The following is a 17,690-nucleotide window of genomic DNA, read 5'->3' as shown; positions in this document are numbered from 1 at the left end:
GACTGTTTTTCGGTCGGGCATAGAAACTGGCCCGGCTTTTGCTTGTCAAGGAAAACGCTAGCAGTTGCGGCTTACCGGAGCGTTATCGAGCGCTAAAATGACCGAAAGCCGTGACGCGGCCATCGAACCGCGTCGAAACCCGCGGTCAGAGCGTGAAACCCTCGCCGAGATAGAGACGCCGCACATCGGCATTGGCGACGATCTCGTCGGCGCGGCCATGCGTCAGCACCTGACCGGCATGGATGATGTAGGCGCGGTCGATCAGACCGAGCGTCTCGCGCACATTGTGGTCGGTGATCAAGACGCCGATGCCGCGCGCCGTGAGGTGGCGAACGAGCTGCTGGATGTCGGCGACGGCGATCGGATCGATGCCGGCGAAGGGCTCGTCGAGCAGCATATAGGCAGGCCGCGTCGCCAGCGCCCGCGCGATTTCGAGGCGACGCCGTTCGCCGCCCGACAGCGACATGGACGGCGCCTTGCGCAGATGGCTGATGTGAAACTCCTCGAGCAGCTCGTCGAGCGTGCGCTCGCGTTCCTTGCGGCTCTTTTCCACCACCTCCAGCACGGCCCGGATGTTCTGCTCGACATTCAGGCCGCGGAAGATCGACGCTTCCTGCGGCAGATAGCCGATGCCGAGGCGGGCCCGCCGGTACATCGGCATCGAGGTGACATCGAAGCCGTCGATCTCGATCGAACCTTCGTCGACGGGAACAAGGCCGGTGACCATGTAGAAACAGGTGGTCTTGCCAGCGCCGTTGGGGCCGAGCAGGCCGACAGCCTCACCGGCGCGCACGCCGAGCGTCACACCGCTCACCACCTTGCGGCCCTTGTAGCTCTTGGTCAGCCCCTTGGCGATCAGGGTGCCCTTGAACTTCGCCTTGTCGGCGCCGACCGTCGCCGGCGCAGCGGGTTGTGCGGCTGCCCGTCCCGGGAGACGGGCCAGCAGCGAAGTCACGCCGGCCATTACTTGCTCGACGCTCCCTGCTGCGCGTCCTGTTTCTGCGGCTTGAACATCATGATGACGCGAGGACAGCCTTCGACATTGCCGAGGCCGCTCTTCATCTGCACGGTGAGCTTGCAGCCCTTGAGCACATTGTCGCCCTGCGACAGCACCACTTCCTTGCCGGAAAGCACCAGCACCTGCGTCTTCATGTCGAATTTGCCGGTGTCGCCGGTGGCGATCTGGTCGTTCGATTTGATGTAGACTTTGTTCTCGACCTCGAGATGGTCGATATTGGCGGCGCCCGTCATCGCCGATGCGCCTGCCGCGGCACTTTTGCCGGCATTGGCATCCTTGACATAGTAGACCGTCATCTTGCCGGCCTTGAGCAGGGTCGGCCCCTGATTAACCGTCACATTGCCGCTGAACACGGCCATGCTGTCGGCCTGGCGGACCTCGAGCTTGTCGCTTTCGATCTGGATCGGCTGGTCACCCGACAGCTTGAGCCCGGGAATCTGGCTGGTCGCGCTCGATTGCGCGAACGAATGCGCCGTTGCCAAAAACAGCAATGCGGAAGCAGCGCCCGGAAGCCATGCGGATTTACTGCGACGCATTCTGTTCTCCACCGTTTACCCCCGCTGCCTTCAGCGCAGTTGGATCTATGTTGACGCGAACCCGGCTCTCGAAGACCACGAGCCTGCCATTGTCCTCGACCGACATCGAGTCCGCGGTGATGCGCGACCCGCCACGGCTGACGTCGACCGGATTGCTCGTCTTCATAGAGCCTTTGCCCATGTCTAGGAAGATCGATTTGAACTTCGCCATCAGGCCGTCCGTCGTCGTCACGCTGACGTCGCTGGTCAAATCCATCGTGTTGGCGTCGCGATTGTAGATACCGTGCGCGGCATCCACCGACACGATGTTGTCGGTGGCGACGGGCAGTCTGGCGTTGATGCCTTCGAGGTCGATGACGGCCTGCTGGCCGACATCCTGCGTCGCCCTGGTAGCCGTCAGCGAATATGGCAGCTTCTGCTTGGTGAAGCCGTTGAGCTTCGGATTGGCCATCACCAGCTTGCCATCGGAAAACGCCGTGCCGTCGGCCTGCACCGATACCGACAGCGGCGCTTTGAGGTAGGAATAGACCGGAAAGGCGACGGCGATCGCGACCGCGAGCAGCGGTACCGCAAATTTCAGCACGCGGACGCGGCGCGAGTGCCGCCGGGCGCGGTTGAACGCATCGCCACGCGTGCCGCCTTGGTTCGCGGGAGCCGATGCCTCACCGGCATCGCTCGTTTCGTCAGATCGCGCCAACATGACTTTTTCTAATGGACCTTTGCCCGCCCAAACACCGCCTATAGGTGGTATGCCGGCACCTACAAGCAAGCACAAGCGGAGGAAAACTGCAAAAATGTGACAGCTGCCGCGCGCAAAATCGAAAGGAATTCGGCGATACGGCCTGTACTTCATAGCAGATACGGACTGCTTGCGTTAATTTTTCGTGAGCCCGGCGTCACCGCCGGAGGCCGAAGCCGGGCCTTTCGGAACAGTTCCGGGAAAGCTGCGAGCGGTTTCCGACAGGAATTGCATCAGGACAAGAAAGTAGAGGGGTCACCCTTCTGTGAAGCGGATGACCCGCGCCAGGAAACGGTAGCCGTGTGTAGAAGCTTGCTTTAAAAGCGTGCTTTCCCACCACCCATGAGGCTGACAATGGCAATGAGAGCCGACGACTTGATCGACCGCCGCCGCTTGCGCCGCAAGCTGACGTTCTGGCGCGTGGTCGCGTTTCTGGTTCTGGCGGCAGCGATCATCGCTTTCTCGACCTGGGTCTATGACGACAATTTTACCGGCCGGGCGGTCCCCCACATCGCCAAGGTCAAGATTGAAGGCACCATCACCGAAGACGAGGAGCTGCTCAAAAGGCTGGAATCGATCCGCAAGTCGCCGGAGGTGAAGGGCGTCATCCTTTCGATCGATTCGCCCGGAGGCACCACGGTCGGCGGCGAGTCCACATTCGACGCCGTGCGCAAGCTTGCCGGTGACAAGCCGGTGGTGGCCGAAGTCGGCACGCTGGCGGCATCGGCCGGCTATATGATCGCAAGTGCAGCCGACCACATCGTCGCCCGCAAGACATCGATCGTCGGCTCGATCGGCGTGCTGATCCAGTATCCTGACGTCAGCGGTCTCATGGACAAGCTCGGCATCAAGCTGGAGGAGGTGAAATCGTCGCCGCTCAAGGCTTCGCCCTCGCCCTTCAAGCCGACCAATGACGACGAGCGCGCCATGGTGCGCAAGCTGATCCTCGACAGCTACGACTGGTTCGTCGGCATCGTCGCCGATCGCCGCAAGATGACGCATGAGCAGGCGCTGGCGCTGGCCGACGGTTCGATCTTCACCGGCCGCCAGGCTTTGGCCAACCACCTGGTCGACGCCGTCGGCGGCGAGCAGGAGGCGATCGACTGGCTGGCGACCAAGGGCGTGGACAGCAAGCTCAAGGTCGTCGAGTGGAAGGACAAGGACAGGCGTGGCGGTTTCCTGTTTTCCCAGTCGATGGCAAAATTGGCGGCCAAGGCGCTCGGCCTGCCGGATGCCGGCGGCGATATCATTCACGAACTTGGCGCCGACCGCTTGTTTCTTGACGGTCTCGTTTCGGTCTGGCACCCTTAAGGTGCCGTTGGGACGAGCCGAAAAAGCAATAAAATCATCCTGATAATCGGTTGCAGTGGTTTTACGGGGAATGTTCTATGATCAAATCCGAGCTTGTGCAGATCATTGCTGCACGCAACCCGCACCTTTTCCTGCGCGACGTCGAAAACATCGTCGGCGCGATCTTTGACGAGATCACCGACGCGCTTGCTGAGGGCAACCGGGTCGAACTGCGCGGTTTCGGCGCCTTTTCGGTGAAGAACCGTCCGGCCCGCACCGGTCGCAACCCGCGCACCGGCGAATCCGTTGAAGTCGAGGAAAAATGGGTGCCGTTCTTCAAGACCGGCAAGGAGTTGCGCGAAAGGCTGAACGGCGGCAAATAGGCGCCGGGCCGGCGGATCGAAACGGCATCTCGGCGCCTAAACGCATGTCTCCCGAAAGTGGAGACCGGTTTCGGGACAAGGACATGCGCGCTTCAAGAAGCCTCTCCATGGAGATTTGATGTTCAATCGCTTCGTCCTCGTCGTGGTCTTCGTGCCGCTGGCCGTCATCCTGATCGCGCTCGCCGTCGCCAATCGCGGCCCTGTCGCCTTCACGGTCGATCCATTTCATCCCGGCAATCCCGCGCTGACGCTGAGCCTGCCGCTTTTCATCTTCCTGTTCCTGGCTTTGGCCATCGGCATGGTCGTCGGAAGCCTGGCCACCTGGGTGAAGCAGGGACGCTATCGCAAGCTCGCGCGCCAGCGCGGCCTCGAGGCGGAAAACCTGCGCCAGGCGGTGAGCCGCACGCCCGTGGCGCCCAAGGGACCGGCGCTGCCCAACCCGACGAACTAATGCATGTCGCCCAGAAGTGCGCAGCGGTTCTGGGACAACGACATGCATCGAACAAAGGCTTAAAGCGCGTCGCCTGAATCTGTTTTCAGCGCGACGCGCTTTAGCAATTCCAGGCAAAGTGCGTAGCGGTTTTCCGTCCGGAATTGCGTAGAAGATAGCCGAGCGTCCTTTCCACACCACGGAGCTTTCAATGCTGACCATTTCGGCCGCACAGGTCGACCGCGCGCTGACCTTTCCCGGCCTTGTCGAGACGCTGCGCACCGCCTTCCGCGATGGCGCCGTGCAGCCGGTTCGCCACCATCATGGCATCGAGCGGCCGGACGGCGCCGCCTCGACCTTGCTTTTGATGCCGGCCTGGACCGACTTCAACGCCGCGGGCACCTCCGAGGGAGGCCATATCGGCGTCAAGATCGTCACCGTGTCGCCGGACAACAATACCATCGGCAAGCCGGCGGTCATGGGCCTTTATCTTTTGCTCGACGGCGTCACCGGCGAGCCGCAAGCGCTGATCGACGGCCAACGGCTGACGCAGTGGCGCACGACCTGCGCTTCCGCGCTCGCTGCCTCCTATCTCGCCCGCAAGGATGCCTCGCGGCTTCTGGTGATCGGTGCCGGCGCGCTGTCGCCCTTCCTTGCCAAGGCGCATTCGGCGGTCAGGCCGATCACATCCATCCGCATCTGGAACCGCACGCCGGCCAATGCCGAAAAAGTGGCCGCCGCCTTGCGCGCCGAAGGCCTTCCGGCAAGTGCCGCCGGCGATCTCGATGCGGAGCTTGCCGAGGCCGACATCGTCGCCTCCGCAACCATCTCGAACACGCCGCTGGTCAAGGGCGCGCTGCTGAAGCCGGGCGCCCATGTCGATCTCGTCGGCGGCTTCACGCCGACGATGCGTGAGAGCGATGACGATGCGATCAAGCGCGCCCGCGTCTATGTCGACACCCGCGCCGGCGCCACCAAGGAAGCCGGCGACATCGTCCAGCCGCTGGCGTCAGGCGTGCTGAAGCCGGAAGCGATCGTCGCCGACCTGCACGAGCTCGCGCGCGGCGAGAAACAGGGCCGGCAAACCGACGACGAGATCACGCTGTTCAAGTCGGTCGGCGCGGCGCTAGAGGATCTCGCCGCCGGCGTCGCCGTCTACAACGCGCTCAAATAGGCAGTAGGGATTGGGCAGCAGGCAATAGGGAAGATAGGCCTACTGCCTACTGTCCATTCGGCCAGTAGACGCGCAGGCGGTGATTGTCGGGATCGAGCGCGACGAAGGTGCGGCCGAAATCAAGATCGGTTGGGGTCTGCAGAATGTTGAGGCCCCTGCCAGTCCAATCCGCATGGGTGGCGTCGACCGCAGCCGCATTCTCGACCGCGATCACGAGCTCGCCGCCACCGCCTGCTGCCGCCGCAGCCGGCTCGACCGTGTGGCGCGACCAGAGGCCGAGCTTGAACCCCTTGTCGAGCACGAACATGACGAAGGTCGGCGAGGATTCAACCGGCTCGCGTCCGAGCAGCGAAGCGTAGAACGCGCCGCTCTTTTCCGGGCTGTCGACATAGAGGATGACGAAATTCGGCGTGGTCATATCTGATCTCCAAAGTGTCTGAACCTTGGAGACGATATGCGAACCTGCTGTCAGATTCTGGCAGCAGCGATCAGCCGGAAGCGTCTTTCGCGCGTTTCCGGCCGGGCGCGTCAAGGCTCGCCCGCCACTCCTTCAGCATCGCCTGGCGGCGGCGCGGATAGCGGATGTCTGTCGCTGTCAGGCCGGACATCCGGTCGGCGCGGAAATGCCGGAAATCCTGGCGCGTTTCGCACCACGCCACCATCACCCGCACCTTGTCGAAGAAGGCGAGCGCGAACGGCCAGACCAGACGCTTCGATGCCGCTCCCCCCGCGTCACGGTAGAGGAAGCCAAGCTTGCGCTCGTCCCGGATCGCCTGCCGCACCATGCCGAGGTCGATCGCTTCGGCATTTTCCGAGCGCGGCCCGACGAGCAGTGTCGTCGCGTCGAGATCGTCGCGCAGATCATCCGGCAGCACCGCCGCGATCTTGGCCAGCGCATCCGCCGCGGCGGCCGCCAGCCTTTTGTCCGGCTGCTTCGCCACCCAGCGCGAGCCGAGCACGATTGCCTCGATCTCCTCGTCGCTGAACATCAGCGGCGGCAGCATGAAGCCGGGCTTCAGCACATAGCCAAGCCCCGCCTCGCCTTCGATCGGCGCGCCCTGCCCCTGCAGCGTCGCGATGTCGCGATAAAGCGTGCGGATCGACACGCCGATTGCGTCCGCAAGCGTGCGGCCGCTCACCGGCCGGCGGTGGCGGCGAAGGATCTGGACGAGGTCGAGCAGGCGGGCTGAACGGGACATGAATGGCTAACCGGCGTGCCGGACAATAGGGCTGGCCTGCACATCGCGGCAAGCGACCTTCTGCCACGGAACGCCCGCGTCCCGTTCCCGTTCTCCCCACAATGGAGATGCGCGGGACCCTGCTGTTCTGGTCGGTGCTGACCGCTTTCGTCGCGGCGCTCAGCCTTGGGCCGTCCTTTGCCCATGTGCTGGAATCGCTGCCCAGGCTGACGAAATGGTCGCCGGCGCTCTGGCGAGAGGCGACGGTCTTCAACGGTCAGTTTCTGCTCTTTGCCGTCATTGGAGCGCCGCTCGATATCGCTGCGATCCTCTGCCCGGCGCTGCTTGCCTGGATGCTGCGCGGCCAAGCGACAGCCTTCTGGCTCGTGCTCGCCGCCACAGTGCTTTATGCCGTCTCGCTGGCGCTCTGGTTCGGACTGGTCAAACCGGCCAACGACATTCTTGCGACCTGGGCGCCCGGACCGATCCCGGACAATTTCGAAGCCGTCCGGCTGCGTTGGGAGACCGGCCACATGGCGGTGGCCGCGGCGAAGGCGCTTGGCTTCATTTCGCTTTGTTTCGGCCTGCTCGGCATCCGGCATGGTTGATGACAGCACCATTGAATGAGGCAGGCTTTGTTGCGCCGGTGGGCTGAGCTGTGGCAGAAGCGGGCCGAACCGCCGGAGATGACCCTTCTTGAAATCTTTTCGCGACAAACGCCGCGATGGCCGACCGCATCCCGCAAGGGCGGAACAGCCCCGCCCGCGTGATGCGTTCGCGGCCGGACGGCAGCAGGCCGCACCTGCCGAGCGCCGTGAAACGAAACCGGCGGAGCGGCAGGAAGCCAAGCCGGCGCCGCGCGTGCTCGCGCGCCGCGAAGGCGCGTTGCCTGCCGAGCGCCTGCCGTTGATCCTCGAAGTCGCGCCAAACGCCGATTACGCCCTGCTTGACAGCGGCGCCGGTGAGAAGCTCGAGCAATACGGCCCGTACCGCATCATGCGGCCCGAAGGCCAGGCGATCTGGCAGCGGGCCCTGCCGGCGAAGGAGTGGGAGCGCGCCGACGCCATCTTCACCGGCGACACCGACGAGGAAGGCATCGGCCGCTGGCGCTTTCCGAAGGCGCCGCTCGGCGAAACCTGGCCGATGAAGCATGACGGCATCGATTATCTCGGCCGCTTCACATCCTTCCGCCATGTCGGCGTCTTTCCGGAGCAAGCCTCGCATTGGGACCATATGGCGGGGCTGATCGCGTCGGCGAAGCGTCCGGTCAAGGTGCTGAACCTTTTCGGCTATACGGGGCTTGCCTCGCTGGTGGCGGCTCGCGCCGGCGCCGAGGTCACCCATGTCGATGCCTCGAAGAAGGCGATCGGCTGGGCGCGCGAGAACCAGGAGATGGCCGGCCTTGCCGACAAGCCGATCCGCTGGATCGTCGAGGACGCGATGAAATTCGCCGAGCGCGAGGAACGCCGCGGCAGCCGCTACGACATCGTGCTGTTCGATCCGCCGGCCTATGGCCGCGGACCCAAGGGCGAGGTCTGGCAATTGTTCGAGGACCTGCCGGGCCTCACCGAGCTTTGCCGCTCGATCCTGACGCCGAAACCGCTCGCCGTCGTCCTCACCGCCTATTCGATCCGCGCTTCCTTCTTCGCCATCCATGCGCTGATGCGCGATACTTTCGCCGGTATGGGCGGCACGGTCGAATCCGGCGAGCTGATCATTCGCGAGAAATCCGCCGGCCGCGCGCTGTCGACTTCGCTGTTCTCGCGCTGGGTGGCTTGAATGACGGCACATGACGGCGCTCGCCCGGTCGGGCAGGTCAAGGAAGTCACCAGCCTTGCCAATCCCCTGGTCAAGGACATCAAGGCGCTGGCGCTCAAGAAATTCCGCGACCAGCAGAACGCCTTCATGGCCGAGGGCCTGAAGCTGGTCATCGATGCCCTCGACCTCGGCTGGTCGATCAGGACCTTGGTCTTCGCCAAGGCCGGACGCGGCAACCCGGCCGTCGAAAAGGTCGCCGCGAGGACCGTCGCCGCCGGCGGCATGGTGCTCGAAGTTTCCGAAAAGGTGCTCGCTGCCATCACCCGCCGCGAGAACCCGCAAATGGTGGTCGGCGTCTTCGCGCAGCAGACGGTGCCGCTGAAGGACATCCGCGCCAGGGATGGCGATGTCTGGGTGGCGCTCGACCGGGTGCGCGACCCCGGCAATCTCGGCACCGTGATCCGCACCGTCGACGCCGTCGGCGCCAAGGGCGTCATCCTGGTCGGCGACACCACCGACCCGTTCTCGCTGGAGACGGTGCGCGCCACCATGGGCTCGATCTTCGCCGTGCCGGTCGCCAGGGCGACCGAGCAGGCCTTCCTCGCCTGGCGCCGCGATTTCTCCGGCCTTGTCGCCGGAACCCATCTCAAGGGCGCGGTCGACTATCGCTCGGTCGATTTCTCCAGGGGACCGGTCCTGCTGCTGATGGGCAACGAGCAACAGGGCCTGCCGGACAGTCTCGCCGAAAGCTGCGACCGGCTGCTCAGAATTCCCCAGGCAGGCCGGGCCGATTCGCTCAATCTGGCGGTCGCCACCGGCGTGATGTTGTTCGAGATCCGGCGCGGCGCGTTGAAGCTCGAGCCTGCCAATGACATCCGATGAGAACCGCCAAATGAAATACTGGTCGCCTTACGTCGTGCTGGTCGTCATCGCCATTGCGCTCGACCAGTGGATCAAGCAGCTGGTCGAGAACGGTCTCGCCTTTCAGGAGAAGGTCGATCTGCTGCCATTCCTGGCGCTGTTTCGCACCTACAACACCGGCATCGCCTTCTCGATGTTCGAGTCCTTCGGCGATACCGGCCTGGTAGTCATCGCCGTGCTCGTCGTCGCCTTCGTGCTCTATCTCGCCACGCGCACGCAAGCCGGCCATGTCGTCGCTCGTATCGGCTTTGCGCTGATCATCGGCGGCGCGCTCGGCAACCTCATCGACCGCGCCGTCTACGGTCACGTCATCGACTACATCCTGTTCCACACGCCCGTCTGGTCCTTCGCGGTCTTCAATCTCGCCGACACCTTCATCTCGGTCGGCGCAGCGCTTGTCGTCTTCGACGAACTGATCGGCTGGGGCCGCGAGGCCAAGCCGCAGGATCCGGGCAATTGACCTCACGCGGTTGAAACCGCAGACTTCTCAACAGCCAGAACCGAGGAGAAAAAAATGTCGGATACCTTCAAAGCCATCCTCGTTTCGCGCGATGCGGACAAGAAGCAGTCCGTCGATGTCGTCGACCTCGCCGAGGCCGACCTGATGGAAGGCGATGTCACTGTCGCCGTCGAGGCGACGACGGTGAACTACAAGGACGGGCTCGCCATCACCGGCAAGGCCCCGGTCGTGCGCCGCTGGCCGCTGGTTCCAGGCATCGATTTCGCCGGCACCGTGATCTCCTCCTCGCATGCCGACTGGCGCAAGGGAGACAAGGTAATCCTCAACGGCTGGGGCGTCGGCGAGACGCATTACGGCGCCTATGCCGGCCGCGCCCGCGTCAAGGGCGACTGGCTGGTGCCGCTGCCCGAGGGCATGAGCGCGCATGATGCGATGGCTGTCGGCACGGCGGGCTACACGGCAATGCTCTCGGTCATGGCGCTGGAGCGGCACGGCATCGTGCCGGACCGCGGTCCCGTGGTGGTGACGGGCGCTGCCGGCGGCGTCGGCTCGGTCGCCATCTCGATCCTGTCGAGCCTCGGCTACCATGTCATCGCCTCGACCGGCCGCAACGCCGAGAGCCCCTATCTGATCGACCTGGGCGCGGCCGAGGTGATCTCGCGCGAAGAGCTCAGCCAGCCCGCGAAACCGCTCGCCAAGGAGCGCTGGGCAGGCGGCGTCGACTCGGTCGGCAGCCATACCTTGGCCAATGTGCTGTCGATGACCTCCTATGGCGGCGCGATCGCCGCCTGCGGCCTGGCCGGCGGCATGGATCTGCCGGGAAGCGTCGCGCCCTTCATCCTGCGCGGCGTCTCGCTGCTCGGCATCGATTCGGTGATGGCGCCGAAGCCGGTACGCCTGGAAGCATGGCGCCGCATCGGCACCGACCTCGACTCCAAGAAGCTGTCGACGTTGTCCCGCACGATTGGTTTCGACGGCATTGTCGCCGCCGCGCGCGATATCGTCGAAGGCAAGGTCAGGGGGCGCGTCGTTGTCGATATGTAGCTCGCAACGACCTCGCGAAGCTCGGTTTCGCCCGCGCATGCGGACAGCCGGATCCGCTCAAATAGCTAAAATTCGAACGATCCCTCCCAGCCTTCCATAATTTCTGTCTGGCATGATCTGCGCATGGTCGCGGACTCCGACATCAGACAGGACAGCAAAGCCGCTGGCGCTCACAGGCTCATCCCCGATGCGCCGAAGCGGCAGGTGCTCGTCGCGCCGCCGCTGGCTCCCGACCTGCCGGGGGCCAGCCACGACGGCCTGCCCTTCCTGACGATCGTTGCCGCCATCGCCATCATGGCGGGGCTCGCGCATCTCACCGGAGCGCCGCTCATCATCACCGCCGGCCTCGCCGCCATAGCCTTTGCGGGCTTGGCCATGCATCTGCGCAGCCGTCGCGATGAGCGCCGCACCGCAGCGCTTCTCGACGAGACCGCCGCGCGCAGCCGCGCCGAGATCGAAACCCTCGCCGACCGCATGTGGGAGATGCAGGAGAGCGAGGAGCGCTTCCGCGGCCTGATCGACGCGCTGGGCGACCTCGTCGTCCATCGCGATCGCGACGGCCACATCGTTTATGCCAACAGCGTCTTTGCCTCGCTTGTCGAGCTCGATGCGCGCGATCTTGCCGGCAAGACCTTGTCTGAGCTTGGCATCGATGTCGGCATCGTTCCCGACGCCGCCTTCTCCGATCATGAATGCCTGAGCTCGACGGATGTCGCGATCCGCACCCCGAACGGACCACGCTGGTTCTCCTGGATCGAATTGTCGGTGCGCGACAAGGACACGGGCGCGGTCTCGCACCGGGCGATCGCCCGCGACATCACCGCCCGCAAGCGCGCCGAATCCTCGCTGATCACCGCGCGCGAACGGGCCGAATATGCCAGCCAGGCCAAGTCACGCTTCCTCGCCACCGTCAGCCATGAGATCCGCACGCCGATGAACGGCATCATGGGCATGGCGAAGCTGCTTGCCGATACCGACCTCTCGCCCGAACAGCGCACCTATGTCGGCGCCATTTCCACCTCGGCCAGCGCGCTGCTCGCGCTCATCGAGGACCTGCTCGACTATTCCAAGATCGAGGCCGGCCGCTTCGAACCCGAGCCCCAGCCGACCTCACTGCGTGAGATCGCCGACAACATCATCGAGCTTCTGGCCGCAAAGGCCTTCGCCAAGAACATCGGCCTCGGCTGCCATGTCGAGCCCGATGTGCCGCAGATGATCACCGCCGATCCCGGCCGCGTGCGCCAGGTGCTGCTCAACCTCATCGGCAATGCGGTGAAGTTCACCGACACGGGCGGGGTGCTGCTGACCGTGGCGCGCGCCCGCAGCGAAACCACCGACCGTATCTGCTTCACCATCGCCGACACCGGCCCGGGCCTGCGCGAAGAGGACATGGAGCGCATTTTCGAGGAATTCGAGCAGTCCGACGGCACCTCGACCAGGGTGCATGGCGGCGCCGGCCTCGGGCTTGCCATCTCGAAGCGGCTGGCGACGGCGATGGGCGGCTCGATCTCGGTCTCGAGCCGGCTCGGCGAAGGATCCGAATTCGTCCTGGAGCTTCCGGCGGTCGCCGCGACCGAGCCGCCGCCGCATCGCCACAACATCCTTGCCGACCGGCGGGCCGTAATCGTGTCGAAAAACGCCATCGAGGCCGATGCCATCGCCCGCGCGATCAAGGCCCATGGCGGCATCGTCGAGGTTGCCGCGACACCGGGCCAGGCCGCCACCTTCGCTGCAGGCTGCAACGTCCTTCTGATCGATGCCGCGCTCGAAAACAGCGACGGGAGGCTGCTCAAGCGGCTGCGCGATTCTGGCTTTGCCGACTGCGAGGCCATCACCCTGATTGCGCCGACGGATCGCGGCATGCTCGGCGAATTCCGGGCCAGCGGCTATGCCACCTTCCTGGCCCGGCCGGTGCGGGGCGAGACCCTGCTGCGTGTGCTGTTGACCAGCCATGGCTCGGCGCTAGCCAAGCCGCTGCCGAAGCCGCGCGGTGCCCCCTCGGTGCGCAAGCGCGACCAGGGCCTGTCGGTGCTGATCGCGGAAGACAATGACATCAACGCCATGCTCGCCCGCGCCACGCTGCTCAAGGCCGGACACCGCGTCAAGATCGTCGGCAACGGCAAGGCCGCGGTCGATGCCGTTACCGATGCCGGCCTCAAGTTCCGCTTCGACGTGGTGCTGATGGACCTGCATATGCCTGTCATGGATGGGCTGGACGCGATCGCCGCCATCCGTCGCCATGAAGAGTCCCTGGCCATGCCCCCGATTCCGATCATGGTGCTTTCGGCCGACAGCCAGGAAAAGACCCGGCATGCCGTGCTCGCCCATGGCGCCAGCGGTTTCGTGACCAAGCCGCTCGACCCGGACGCGCTCGTCCAGGCGGTCGAGGGCCAGGTTGCCGCCTGAGGAAATTTCTAACCGTTGAACACCTTGGCTTGCTTGGCTTTCGCGATCACAAGATAGCCGGTTGAGTGTATTGCCCAGCCGACAAAGTATTGCCCGCCACGTCGTATCACGGTACTGTCACAATCCTGTTGCACCTACACCGTATCCCCGTGCCAAGAGGGATGGCTCGAAGGAGAATCACTCGTGCATACAGTCGTGCCTGAATGTGACACTCGGCCGAATGCCGGCGGCGCCCTGCTCGCCGCCCGTACCGCCGACGCCGTCGCAAGCGGCGCTCCGCTGGGCCGCATCGGCAATCTCGAAGTGCGGCTCGCCCGCAACGAGGCCGAGATCGCCGCCGCCCAGGAAGTGCGCTACCGGGTATTCTACGACGAGCTTGGCGCGAGGAAGGACCTGTTCCAGGCGCAGGACCGGCGCGACGCCGACCGGTTCGACCCGCTCTGCGATCACCTTCTTGTGTCCGATACCTCCCTTCCCGGTCCTGAGCATCGCCGCATCGTCGGCACCTACCGCTTGCTGCGGCAGGAGATCGCCACGGCCGCCGGCGGCTTCTATTCCGAAGGCGAATTTGAGCTCACCAAGCTGATCGCGCGGCATCCCGGCCAGCGCTTCCTCGAGCTCGGCCGTTCCTGCGTTCTGCCGGAATACCGCTCAAAGCGCACCATCGAGGCGCTCTGGCAAGGCATCTGGGCCTATATCAACCATTACGGCATCGGCGTGATGACGGGCTGCGCCTCCTTCCATGGCATCGTGCCGGCGGCGCATGCCGAGGCGCTGACCTATCTCGCCCATCATTGCCGCACCGATTCCGCGTGGGATGTCCGCGCGGTTCCGGGACGCTACTGCTCCATGGACCTGATGCCGATCGAGGCGGTGAACACCAAGGCGGCGATCGCCGCCATGCCGCCGCTGGTCAAGGGCTATCTGCGCGTCGGCGCCCGCATCGGCGACGGCTGCGTCATCGACCACGAATTCTCGACCGTCGACGTCTTCGTCGTCATGCCGGTCAAGGAGATCGGCGCCCGCTACGTCAACTACTATGGCGGCGAAGGGCAGCGTTTCGCGGCGTGATTCCAGTGAGTAGTGAGTAGTGAGTAGTGAGTAGTGAGTAGTGAGTAGTGGTGGACACCATCGCTCGAGCTTTGTCACTACTGACTACTGACTACTGACTACTGACTACTGACTACTCACTAACCCCTACTCACTAACCCCTACTCCCTCAGGGAATATCCTCCGGCCTTCGCCCCGGCCGGCTCTTATAGGCCGGAAACGACCAGCCGAATTTAAGCGCTCCGCCGCGCACCGCGAATGCGCCCGCGAAGCCGAGCAGGCTGGACACCAGCGCAGGCAGGCCGGCAAGATCGCCAAGTGTGAAGATTGTGGCGCCGGCAAGGGCGGCCGTGACATAGATCTCGGGCCTGAGCAGAACCGAGGGCTCGCCGGCTAGCAGGTCGCGCAAAATGCCGCCGAAGGTCGCCGTCAAGACGCCGGTGATGACCGACACGACGGGCGAGCCGGTGATCGCCAGCCCCTTGGCCGCGCCCATCACCGAAAAAGCGGCAAGTCCGATGGCATCGAGCCACAGCAGCAATTTGTAGCGGGATTCGAACCGGTGGGCGCTGAAGAAGACCAGCACCGCGACCACGGCGCAGATCAGCACATAGCCGCTGTTGGCGACCCAGAACACCGGCAGGTTGAGGATGACGTCGCGCAGCGTCCCGCCGCCGATGCCGGTGACGCTGGCCAGGAACAGGAAGCCGATGATGTCGAGCTCTTTGCGCGACGCGGCAAGCGCGCCCGTCGCCGCGAAGACGGCGACGCCGGCATAGTCGAGCAACGCGATGGGGTTCATGGCTGAGCGAGTAGTGAGTAGCGAATAGTGAGTAGCGAAATAGCACGAAGCCGCGGATAAATATCAGCCCCTGCTCACTACTCCCTATTCGCTACTCACTATCAAGCGTCCTTCTCGGCCTGCTCGTTCACCGGACCCGGCTCGACCTTGGCCTCGGCGGCCGTCTTCGGGCCGCCCTTCGCGACACCGACCATCGCCGGCCGCAGCACGCGCTCGCCGATCGAATAGCCCGGCTGCACCACCTGGACGACGGTACCGGCCGGAACCTCCGGATTGGGCACCTCGAATATCGCCTGGTGGAAGTTCGGATCGAACTTCTCGCCTTCGGGCGCGAGTTTCTTCACGCCATGGCGTTCCAGCGCCGAAAGCATGGCGCGCTCAGTGAGGTCGACGCCCTCGATCAGCGCCTTGAAACCGGCGTCGCCGCCAGCCTTCGCCTCGGCTGGGATCGCATCCAGCGCGCGGCGCAGATTGTCGGACACCGACAGCATGTCGCGCGCGAAATTGGCGACGGCGTAGGCGCGGGCGTCCTGCACGTCGCGCGCGGTGCGCCGCCGCAAATTCTCCATTTCGGCCGCCGTGCGCAGCGCGCGGTCCTTCAGTTCCTCGTTTTCCTTCAGCAGCCGCACAAGCGCTTCGTAGTCGCCGTCGACGCCACCTTCCGCACGCTCGCCGGAAGCCTGGGTGGCTTCCATGTCTTCGGGCGTGCGTTCGTCTTTTGCCTGGTCGCTCATCGCGTTTCCCGTCATTCGGATTGGTCTGGATTTGCGCCCGATATCGAGGTTTGGAAGCGAAAAATCAAGGGGTAAGCGCTGGCGTCCGATGTCGGGCTGCCATTCCAAATTAATTCAAATTTTACCGTACCACGCGGCTTTGCTTGCCCTCAAATGCCGTTGCGGGAACCATAAGCGGGCTGGAGGAGTTTCGAAGCCAACACAGGATTTTGGGGCTATGAACGGCAACAAAGGCAACAGGCGCGCCGAATTGGCCAACGATATCAGGCGGCAGGCGGGCAGCGAAGCGACCAAGCGCTTTCTGCGCACCTTGCCCGCATTTCGCCTGGAAAAGGAAGTGCCCCGGCAACTGAGCGACCTGCTTGACCGCCTCAGCGGCGCAGAGGCTGAGAATGCAGGCGGCGGGCGGCGGCGGTAGCCGCGCGCCGCGACTGACGATTCAGGCCGCCTTCCGGTCGTCACGCATCAGCGCTTCGCCATGGCGGATCTCGGTGCCGAGCACTTTCAGGCATTCCCGCATGAAGGCGGCAAGGCCCGGCCAGCCCTTGGCTGAGACCAGATTGCCGTCGACATGCGCGCCGGTCGGCGCGACATCGATATAGATGCCGCCGGCAAGCGTCACTTCCGGCTCGCAATAATGCAGCGCCGCCACTTCCTTGCCGCGCACCACGCCGTCGACCGCGATCAGGATCTGCGCGCCATGGCAGATGGTGAAGATCGGCTTGCCGGTCTCATGGAAATGCCTGACAAGCGCCTGCACGCGCTTGTCGATGCGGATATATTCCGGCCCGCGCCCGCCCGCCGCGTAGACCGCGTCGTAGTCGGCCGGGTTCACCTCGGCGAAGGTCTTGTTGAGGATGTAGTCGTGGCCGAGTTTTTCGGTATAGGTCTGGTGGCCCTCGAAGTCGTGCAATGAGGTCTTGAGCACGTCGCCGGCCTTCTTGTCCGGGCACACGACATGGACGGTGTGGCCGACCGCGTGCATGGCCTGTTCGAAGACGAAAATCTCGTACTCCTCGCTGAACTCGCCAACGAGCATCAATATCTTCTTGCCTGCCATGCCGTTTCCTCCCTTAGCTGGCTATTTATTTCGCGGCACGAAATAATGACCCTATCCTAAGGGCAAGATAACGGGAGGGGAAGTCAAAATCGCACAAGTGGTCTGACCAGATGGATTTGATTGCACCGGCCGGCATACACGAACGACGCCATGCCGGGAAAATCGAAGAGGCTGGTCCGACCAAGAAACCAAGCGTCAGGTGGTCGCCCGGATCATGTCCCCGGCCTTCTCGGCGATCATGATCGTCGGCGTATTGGTGTTGCCGCCGATCAGGGTCGGCATCACCGAGGCGTCGACCACGCGCAACCCCCGGTCCGCGCACCTTGGGCTGCGGGTCGACCACGGCCATGTCGTCGACGCCATCTTGCAGGTGCCCGCGGGGTGGTAGATCGTGTCGGCGCGCGCCCTGATATGCGCCATCAATTCAGCATCGCTTGAAGCGCCGGCGCTGTAGATCTCCCTGGCGCGATACTTTGCCAGCGCCGGCGCCTCCAATATGGCGCGCGTCATCCGCACGCCCTTGAGCAGAAGAGCGGCGAGCAGGCAGACCGTCTTCGACGGGTCTTCGGAAAACCTGGCGGCAAGCGTCGAGCCGGCGGAGCCGCCGCCGGCGATGACATAGTCGTAGCGCATCCTCTCCTGCCGGCGGATGTTTCCGTCCGTTCACCTGAGAGAATGCCCGCCGGCGTGGCTTGCAAAGATGCCGC

Annotated in this window: 21 protein-coding genes; 12 read left to right on the top strand and 9 right to left on the bottom strand. The window is 64.3% G+C overall.

The genetic code is table 11. From position 1 onward, the window contains the following. Window positions 1–145: 145 nt before the first annotated feature. The 3 genes from lptB to lptC are packed head-to-tail and all read right to left on the bottom strand — an operon-like array spanning window position 146 to window position 2,254. Window positions 146–964 carry an LPS export ABC transporter ATP-binding protein gene (lptB, locus tag FJ430_RS09050; RefSeq protein ID WP_095769266.1) on the bottom strand — a complete coding sequence of 273 codons (819 nt, stop codon included), beginning with the start codon at window positions 962–964 and terminating at the stop codon, window positions 146–148. Then, window positions 964–1,554: an LptA/OstA family protein gene (locus FJ430_RS09045; protein WP_095769265.1), complete on the bottom strand. Its 591-nt coding sequence runs from the start codon at window positions 1,552–1,554 to the stop codon at window positions 964–966. Before FJ430_RS09045 ends, lptB begins: the two co-directional genes overlap by 1 nt. Continuing rightward, the gene (gene lptC / locus FJ430_RS09040; protein WP_140710212.1) at window positions 1,541–2,254 is read right to left on the bottom strand and encodes an LPS export ABC transporter periplasmic protein LptC; all 714 of its coding nucleotides are present in this window, start codon (window positions 2,252–2,254) and stop codon (window positions 1,541–1,543) included. Before lptC ends, FJ430_RS09045 begins: the two co-directional genes overlap by 14 nt. A 393-nt stretch (window positions 2,255–2,647) precedes the next feature. On the opposite strand from lptC, the gene sppA reads away from it, so the two are divergent. From sppA to FJ430_RS09020, 4 genes are all read left to right on the top strand, one after another. Continuing rightward, a complete protein-coding gene (sppA, locus tag FJ430_RS09035) occupies window positions 2,648–3,604 on the top strand; it encodes a signal peptide peptidase SppA (protein WP_140710210.1) in 957 nt (318 codons plus the stop codon). A 77-nt stretch (window positions 3,605–3,681) separates the two neighbouring features. Continuing rightward, entirely contained in the window at window positions 3,682–3,966 is a 285-nt protein-coding gene (locus FJ430_RS09030) for an integration host factor subunit beta (protein WP_027165368.1), read from the top strand. 118 nt (window positions 3,967–4,084) lie between these two features. Continuing rightward, window positions 4,085–4,417 (top strand): LapA family protein, encoded by a 333-nt coding sequence (locus tag FJ430_RS09025; protein ID WP_140710208.1) that lies wholly within the window; start codon window positions 4,085–4,087, stop codon window positions 4,415–4,417. Between the two features lie 190 nt (window positions 4,418–4,607). Further along, window positions 4,608–5,570, top strand: a complete 963-nt coding sequence (locus FJ430_RS09020) for an ornithine cyclodeaminase family protein (RefSeq protein WP_140710206.1) — start codon at window positions 4,608–4,610, stop codon at window positions 5,568–5,570. Window positions 5,571–5,616: 46 nt separating this feature from the next. On the opposite strand, the gene FJ430_RS09015 is transcribed toward FJ430_RS09020, so the two are convergent. After that, entirely contained in the window at window positions 5,617–5,988 is a 372-nt protein-coding gene (locus FJ430_RS09015) for a VOC family protein (RefSeq protein ID WP_140710204.1), read from the bottom strand. A 70-nt stretch (window positions 5,989–6,058) separates the two neighbouring features. Next, entirely contained in the window at window positions 6,059–6,769 is a 711-nt protein-coding gene (locus FJ430_RS09010; RefSeq protein ID WP_140710202.1) for a helix-turn-helix transcriptional regulator, read from the bottom strand. 101 nt (window positions 6,770–6,870) lie between these two features. Here FJ430_RS09010 and FJ430_RS09005 point away from each other — a divergent pair, with 101 nt between their 5' ends. The 7 genes from FJ430_RS09005 to FJ430_RS08975 all read left to right on the top strand — a co-directional run bounded on the left by FJ430_RS09005 (window position 6,871) and on the right by FJ430_RS08975 (window position 14,408). Continuing rightward, on the top strand, window positions 6,871–7,356 hold the full coding sequence (locus FJ430_RS09005) for a DUF1772 domain-containing protein (protein WP_140710200.1): 486 nt from the start codon (window positions 6,871–6,873) through the stop codon (window positions 7,354–7,356). Between the two features lie 88 nt (window positions 7,357–7,444). Next, the gene (locus FJ430_RS09000) at window positions 7,445–8,527 is read left to right on the top strand and encodes a class I SAM-dependent rRNA methyltransferase (RefSeq protein ID WP_140710198.1); all 1,083 of its coding nucleotides are present in this window, start codon (window positions 7,445–7,447) and stop codon (window positions 8,525–8,527) included. Then, window positions 8,528–9,388 (top strand): TrmH family RNA methyltransferase, encoded by an 861-nt coding sequence (locus FJ430_RS08995; RefSeq protein WP_140710196.1) that lies wholly within the window; start codon window positions 8,528–8,530, stop codon window positions 9,386–9,388. 10 nt (window positions 9,389–9,398) lie between these two features. Continuing rightward, window positions 9,399–9,887 carry a signal peptidase II gene (lspA, locus tag FJ430_RS08990; RefSeq protein ID WP_140710194.1) on the top strand — a complete coding sequence of 163 codons (489 nt, stop codon included), beginning with the start codon at window positions 9,399–9,401 and terminating at the stop codon, window positions 9,885–9,887. A 54-nt stretch (window positions 9,888–9,941) separates the two neighbouring features. Further along, window positions 9,942–10,931 (top strand): MDR family oxidoreductase, encoded by a 990-nt coding sequence (locus FJ430_RS08985; protein ID WP_140710192.1) that lies wholly within the window; start codon window positions 9,942–9,944, stop codon window positions 10,929–10,931. A 123-nt stretch (window positions 10,932–11,054) separates the two neighbouring features. After that, the gene (locus FJ430_RS08980) at window positions 11,055–13,337 is read left to right on the top strand and encodes a PAS domain-containing hybrid sensor histidine kinase/response regulator (protein WP_140710190.1); all 2,283 of its coding nucleotides are present in this window, start codon (window positions 11,055–11,057) and stop codon (window positions 13,335–13,337) included. 183 nt (window positions 13,338–13,520) lie between these two features. Then, window positions 13,521–14,408 (top strand): GNAT family N-acetyltransferase, encoded by an 888-nt coding sequence (locus tag FJ430_RS08975; RefSeq protein WP_140644577.1) that lies wholly within the window; start codon window positions 13,521–13,523, stop codon window positions 14,406–14,408. Window positions 14,409–14,556: 148 nt separating this feature from the next. On the opposite strand, the gene FJ430_RS08970 is transcribed toward FJ430_RS08975, so the two are convergent. Beyond that, on the bottom strand, window positions 14,557–15,189 hold the full coding sequence (locus FJ430_RS08970; RefSeq protein WP_140710188.1) for a trimeric intracellular cation channel family protein: 633 nt from the start codon (window positions 15,187–15,189) through the stop codon (window positions 14,557–14,559). Window positions 15,190–15,290: 101 nt separating this feature from the next. Then, complete coding sequence (gene grpE, locus FJ430_RS08965; protein ID WP_140644579.1) at window positions 15,291–15,923, bottom strand: nucleotide exchange factor GrpE; 633 nt, start codon at window positions 15,921–15,923, stop codon at window positions 15,291–15,293. 250 nt (window positions 15,924–16,173) lie between these two features. On the opposite strand from grpE, the gene FJ430_RS08960 reads away from it, so the two are divergent. Beyond that, the gene (locus FJ430_RS08960) at window positions 16,174–16,341 is read left to right on the top strand and encodes a hypothetical protein (protein WP_319023000.1); all 168 of its coding nucleotides are present in this window, start codon (window positions 16,174–16,176) and stop codon (window positions 16,339–16,341) included. Between the two features lie 21 nt (window positions 16,342–16,362). Here the strand turns inward: FJ430_RS08960 and FJ430_RS08955 are convergent, their stop codons facing one another. Beyond that, the gene (locus FJ430_RS08955; RefSeq protein ID WP_140644581.1) at window positions 16,363–16,983 is read right to left on the bottom strand and encodes a DJ-1/PfpI family protein; all 621 of its coding nucleotides are present in this window, start codon (window positions 16,981–16,983) and stop codon (window positions 16,363–16,365) included. 195 nt (window positions 16,984–17,178) lie between these two features. Continuing rightward, a complete protein-coding gene (locus FJ430_RS08950; RefSeq protein WP_181175566.1) occupies window positions 17,179–17,616 on the bottom strand; it encodes a GMC oxidoreductase in 438 nt (145 codons plus the stop codon). Window positions 17,617–17,690: the final 74 nt, after the last annotated feature.

Source organism: Mesorhizobium sp. B2-8-5 (genome assembly GCF_006440675.2).
Taxonomy (GTDB): Bacteria; Pseudomonadota; Alphaproteobacteria; order Rhizobiales; family Rhizobiaceae; genus Mesorhizobium.
Note: the sequence above shows the minus strand (reverse complement) of the source record. Positions and strands in the feature narration are given on the sequence as shown.

Excerpts from the sequence above, each read along its gene's own strand:
- lptB (WP_095769266.1), bottom strand. The coding sequence starts at position 964 with ATGGCCGGCGTGACTTCGCTGCTGGCCCGTCTCCCGGGACGGGCAGCC.
- FJ430_RS09045 (WP_095769265.1), bottom strand. The coding sequence starts at position 1,554 with ATGCGTCGCAGTAAATCCGCATGGCTTCCGGGCGCTGCTTCCGCATTG.
- lptC (WP_140710212.1), bottom strand. The coding sequence starts at position 2,254 with ATGTTGGCGCGATCTGACGAAACGAGCGATGCCGGTGAGGCATCGGCT.
- sppA (WP_140710210.1), top strand. The coding sequence starts at position 2,648 with ATGGCAATGAGAGCCGACGACTTGATCGACCGCCGCCGCTTGCGCCGC.
- FJ430_RS09030 (WP_027165368.1), top strand. The coding sequence starts at position 3,682 with ATGATCAAATCCGAGCTTGTGCAGATCATTGCTGCACGCAACCCGCAC.
- FJ430_RS09025 (WP_140710208.1), top strand. The coding sequence starts at position 4,085 with ATGTTCAATCGCTTCGTCCTCGTCGTGGTCTTCGTGCCGCTGGCCGTC.
- FJ430_RS09020 (WP_140710206.1), top strand. The coding sequence starts at position 4,608 with ATGCTGACCATTTCGGCCGCACAGGTCGACCGCGCGCTGACCTTTCCC.
- FJ430_RS09015 (WP_140710204.1), bottom strand. The coding sequence starts at position 5,988 with ATGACCACGCCGAATTTCGTCATCCTCTATGTCGACAGCCCGGAAAAG.
- FJ430_RS09010 (WP_140710202.1), bottom strand. The coding sequence starts at position 6,769 with ATGTCCCGTTCAGCCCGCCTGCTCGACCTCGTCCAGATCCTTCGCCGC.
- FJ430_RS09005 (WP_140710200.1), top strand. The coding sequence starts at position 6,871 with ATGGAGATGCGCGGGACCCTGCTGTTCTGGTCGGTGCTGACCGCTTTC.
- FJ430_RS08995 (WP_140710196.1), top strand. The coding sequence starts at position 8,528 with ATGACGGCACATGACGGCGCTCGCCCGGTCGGGCAGGTCAAGGAAGTC.
- lspA (WP_140710194.1), top strand. The coding sequence starts at position 9,399 with ATGAAATACTGGTCGCCTTACGTCGTGCTGGTCGTCATCGCCATTGCG.
- FJ430_RS08985 (WP_140710192.1), top strand. The coding sequence starts at position 9,942 with ATGTCGGATACCTTCAAAGCCATCCTCGTTTCGCGCGATGCGGACAAG.
- FJ430_RS08980 (WP_140710190.1), top strand. The coding sequence starts at position 11,055 with ATGGTCGCGGACTCCGACATCAGACAGGACAGCAAAGCCGCTGGCGCT.
- FJ430_RS08970 (WP_140710188.1), bottom strand. The coding sequence starts at position 15,189 with ATGAACCCCATCGCGTTGCTCGACTATGCCGGCGTCGCCGTCTTCGCG.
- grpE (WP_140644579.1), bottom strand. The coding sequence starts at position 15,923 with ATGAGCGACCAGGCAAAAGACGAACGCACGCCCGAAGACATGGAAGCC.
- FJ430_RS08955 (WP_140644581.1), bottom strand. The coding sequence starts at position 16,983 with ATGGCAGGCAAGAAGATATTGATGCTCGTTGGCGAGTTCAGCGAGGAG.
- FJ430_RS08950 (WP_181175566.1), bottom strand. The coding sequence starts at position 17,616 with ATGCGCTACGACTATGTCATCGCCGGCGGCGGCTCCGCCGGCTCGACG.